Origin of the sequence: Rothia sp. HMSC062H08 (assembly GCF_001810775.1) — a bacterium.
Taxonomy (GTDB): domain Bacteria; phylum Actinomycetota; class Actinomycetes; order Actinomycetales; family Micrococcaceae; genus Rothia.
This window is the reverse complement of the sequence record NZ_KV802659.1, coordinates 1-4,168: the sequence shown is the minus strand read 5'-3', so window position 1 is coordinate 4,168 and position 4,168 is coordinate 1. Positions and strand designations below refer to the sequence as shown.

At 56.0% G+C, this 4,168-nt stretch carries 4 protein-coding genes; all 4 read right to left on the bottom strand.

The window, feature by feature from the left end; all coding sequences use genetic code 11:
* Positions 1–120: 120 nt before the first annotated feature.
* The 4 genes from HMPREF2765_RS02580 to HMPREF2765_RS02565 all read right to left on the bottom strand — a co-directional run bounded on the left by HMPREF2765_RS02580 (position 121) and on the right by HMPREF2765_RS02565 (position 3,557).
* Positions 121–1,314 carry an acetamidase gene (locus HMPREF2765_RS02580; RefSeq protein ID WP_070604200.1) on the bottom strand — a complete coding sequence of 398 codons (1,194 nt, stop codon included), beginning with the start codon at positions 1,312–1,314 and terminating at the stop codon, positions 121–123.
* Between the two features lie 205 nt (positions 1,315–1,519).
* Positions 1,520–1,972: a DUF3349 domain-containing protein gene (locus tag HMPREF2765_RS02575; RefSeq protein ID WP_049345093.1), complete on the bottom strand. Its 453-nt coding sequence runs from the start codon at positions 1,970–1,972 to the stop codon at positions 1,520–1,522.
* A gap of 50 nt (positions 1,973–2,022) precedes the next feature.
* The gene (locus HMPREF2765_RS02570) at positions 2,023–2,316 is read right to left on the bottom strand and encodes a hypothetical protein (protein WP_044149971.1); all 294 of its coding nucleotides are present in this window, start codon (positions 2,314–2,316) and stop codon (positions 2,023–2,025) included.
* A gap of 14 nt (positions 2,317–2,330) precedes the next feature.
* A complete protein-coding gene (locus HMPREF2765_RS02565) occupies positions 2,331–3,557 on the bottom strand; it encodes an inorganic phosphate transporter (protein ID WP_070604199.1) in 1,227 nt (408 codons plus the stop codon).
* Positions 3,558–4,168 lie beyond the last annotated feature (611 nt).

The following is a 4,168-nucleotide window of genomic DNA, read 5'->3' as shown; positions in this document are numbered from 1 at the left end:
AGATGCGCTACCAATTGCGCCACGCCCCCGCGGTGCTCTACTAGTCTATAACACCTTTTGTGGCTTCACCAAATCCCCAGGCACATTTTTTTAGTTAGACCCATCACATTACTGAGGGGTTTAGGTAATAACCTCACCCGGCACTGTTGCCTCACGCTTCGTCAGAGCCTGCAGGGGGCCACTAACTTCCTGCAGGTACTTACGAACCGCAGTGCGTTGCGCCTCCTTCGCAGACTCCTCCTTCGATTCCGGCGCCTTGAAGCCCAGCTTGAACGCATCCCACTGGCTCGCCGAGGGGTACTTCTCACGAGCATTCCACACCAGCGAGAACGAGGCCAAAGTGTTCAGCTCCTTCTTCGTGGCAGCCTTCGACAGCACATCAGCAACCGTTGCCACGCGTGAAGACTCGGCAACACTCACCGAAATCTTCGACTGCGCACCCGAGGGCAGGCTCAGCGCCTTCTCCGGAGCCAACTGAATATTCAGATGAATCTGCTGTACCCGCTCATTCTTCAAATCCAGCTCAGCTAGCGCACGGAAACGCTTCATCAGGGATTCATAGTTCTCATCAATCACCACAGCGTTCAGGCGCAGCTCATCCGCAAGCAGCCCCACCTGAGCGTAGCTCGCATTAGTTCCCAGCGCTGCGTTAGCGGTCAGTACCTTCAGCCACTGCTCTTCTTTCAAAGTCGCCGAATCATTGACTCGCAGTGGGCTCACCGGCGCATCCGTCACCGTATTAGCAACGTTCTGCGGGTCATTCGCCAAATCCACACCGCCATAGGTAACGCTCAGCCGGTGCAAAGAACCGTAAACGGACAGATTAGTCAGAGCCGTAGCAGCCGCCGCCAAATCGGCCTGTGCCGCCGCCGTGAGGGAGAAAGAACCCACCAGGCGCAGATCCTGTTCACGACGCCCCTGACCCACATAAATACGCCCCAGCGACTCAATCTTCAGGTAGCGGGTATCGATATTTTCACGCACCAGACGCTCACGACGCGCCAGCAGCTTCTCGGTTGAAACCACCACCGCCGCATCCTCACCCAGCACACCGGTGGCGGCGATCTGCGGCATCGCGGCAAGCACCCCGGCGGCAGCGACCACGCCGCCGGTCAGAAGCAGGGAACGGCGGGGCACCACGAGGCGGCGCGCCTGCCCAGCAATAGCCTCTTTAGCGGCATCTACGCGGGTAGAGGGGGTCTTAGCAACAGAGTCATCAGCGGCGACGGATGCCGCCTCAGAAACGCGCTGAGAGGGTTCTTGAGTGGACGTAAGGTGAGAGTTCTCGGGTTCAGGAGTAGGTGAAGAAGACACAGAATCTCCATGATGCAGGGCGAGCACAAAGCCCGCCATTAGTTTGAGGGAGTGAGTCTCTCTAGAATACCGCCCACACCTATGGGTGAGCTGACAACCCGCGGCGCATCAATCGCAAGGGCATAAAGAAAACCTATGGGGTGGACTCAGTCCACCCCATAGGTCACAAGCTTCATGAGAGCTCTGAACTCTCAGCGCAGATTATTTAAGCTTCCTCAGCCGAAGTAGCATTCGGAGCCGGGATATTAGCCGACTCAGCAGCAAGCTCCGCAATGCGAATCTCGCCGGTCGTCGGATCCTCATACGCAACGTACTCGGTGCCGCCTGCGGTGGGCTCCGCATCCTCGTTCACGTGGTTCTCCGCAATCAGGAAGCCGTGTGCACCAAGAATCTTAGCGACGCGGTCAATATCCTGAGGAGTCGGAGTATGGTCCACCACGCGGCGAATGTACTCATTAATGCGCTGGTCACTCACATACGCCTCACCACGGGCAGCGCGAGACTGCATGAGCTGACGAACAACTTCCTGCAGCTGCTCATCGGTCAGACGCATCTTCAAAATAGCCATCACTGCCGCGCGGTCCTGCACCGGAACATCCTTGGGATACCCGACGCTCAGCCAGTCGATTACTCGAGAGATCATGCTCTTATCAGGCATCGAGCCCCTCCTTCGAAGCAGTCATCATATGCAATTTAGTGTTCACGGGATTAGTGGCCTCCACCGGTTACGCCGAAGATATTCCAGCCGAAAGTGTGGTCGATAAAGTCCTTAGCGACCCAGAGAATACCGATGATTACGATTGCTACGATAATAGCAAAAATGCAGAACGCAGCAATCTTCGCCGCCGTTCCCGGAGGCTCAATTTCAACGAGCTTGCCGTCCGCGGTGTACTCGGTACGACCAGCCAGCATACGCAGACCCAGCGCATAGAGCGCCGGAAGGCCCGCGCCAAAGAACAAACCGGCAATCAGCACCGGAATAACCTTGTTCACAATGTCCATCAGATATTCCACGACTACGAACCTGCCTTCTCAGTAGCAAGGGTCTGATCTGCGGATGCGTCAGCGCTGGTGACTGCAGCGCCTTCCTTTTCATCCCAGTCGCCAGTCACGTTCGAAGCGTCAATGTTGTCCTTCTGGGAATGACGCCACATCAGGAAGCAGAAGATCACCAGCAGAGCGAACACGGTCATTTCGCCAACAAACTGGGTGCCGGTCAGAGCATTCAGGCCGTGACCAATCAACCAGGTCAGAGCACCCACAATCGCGGCAGCCGGCAGGGTAATCAGCCAAGCAACCACCATGCGGCCAGCAACAGACCAGCGAACCTCAGCACCCTTACGTCCCAGACCACTACCCAGAATCGAGCCGGACGCCACGTGAGTGGTCGACAGAGCCATACCGAAGTGGGAAGAGGTCAGAATAATCGCAGCGGATGCACCATCAGCGGCAACGCCCTGCGGGGTGTCAACCTCAACGATGCCCTTACCGAGGGTGCGGATAATACGCCAACCACCCAGGTAAGTACCCAGCGCAATAGCAAGCGCGCAGGAAGCCTTCACCCAGAAGGGAATCGCGTCATCGTTGCTCAGGGTGCCCGAAGCAACCAGAGCCAGGAAGATCACGCCCATGGTCTTCTGTGCATCGTTAGTACCGTGCGCCAGAGACATCAGGGATGCGGTCGCAACCTGTCCCTTGCGGAAGCCGCCGTGCTTACGGTCGTCAGCCACCGGGGCAGCAATACGGTAGACCAGCCAAGTGCCGGTTGCCGCCACAATAGCCGCAATGACGGGGGAGAGGACCGCGGGAACAATAATCTTGGACAGAACGCCCATCCACTGCACGCCGTCAAAGCCGATCGCGACAATAGCCGAACCAATCAGGCCACCAAACAGAGCGTGCGATGAGGAGGAGGGAAGACCCAGAAGCCAGGTCAAAACATTCCAGAGGATGCCGCCAACCAGGCCGGTAAAGACGATAAGCATCAGCGCCGGGCCGTCTGTTGTTACATCGATACGATCCAGGTTCACGATGCCGCTACCAACCGAGCGTGCCACCTCAACAGAGAGGAACGCGCCGACGAGGTTCAGGGACGCAGACAGCGCCACGGCGGTCTTAGGCTTCAGCGCACCGGTGGCGATGGAGGTTGCCATCGCGTTGCCGGTGTCGTGGAAGCCATTCGTAAAGTCGAAGGCGAGCGCGGTCAGCACCACGATCACGAGAATAATGAGTTCTGTAGTCACAAGAAAATTATCTGTCGGTTTTCGCGAAATCTAAAGTATTCCGAATTAACACGAAATAACAGATAAACCCACGGCATTGAGCGGATTTTTATGAGGGTTTTACTATAGAGCCCATATTTCAGGGGAAACTCTCCCGATATTCCGCGGAAAAAAGGGTGCACCTATCGGAATGCTTAAGTTGGTTTATGTGGCTTATGCGAGAGTGCGGGGGAGAGGGGTGATTATATCCATCAAGAGGCTAAAGTGTGTTCACCAAGTGTTCACTTTCAGGAACCTCCCAGCTTTCTTTTTGTGACACACCTTTATTATTCAGACCTCATTTAGGTCACCGAGCTACCCACACGGGACACCCCTGTGGGTTTTACGGCGCGGGGCTTTCTGCGGAGCACATTCTCCACAGTAGGGGTTTCCTACAGCCGTGCACATTCGAATATCACGAAGAATTGAATCTATACCCGCGGCGCACGCAGCACATCAACTTCGCGAGGTATTCGCATCTATTCCCCCGCATCACATCAGCAGATACAACAACTTCGGCGAATACAACAAAAAACCCCGCATCTTTCGATACGGGGTCTTTCTCAAAAATAAACCGGCGATGACCTACTCTC

What these genes read in the sequence shown, in the direction of transcription:
- HMPREF2765_RS02570 (WP_044149971.1), bottom strand. Translation starts at nt 2,316, where the DNA reads ATGGACATTGTGAACAAGGTTATTCCGGTGCTGATTGCCGGTTTGTTC.
- HMPREF2765_RS02575 (WP_049345093.1), bottom strand. Translation starts at nt 1,972, where the DNA reads ATGCCTGATAAGAGCATGATCTCTCGAGTAATCGACTGGCTGAGCGTC.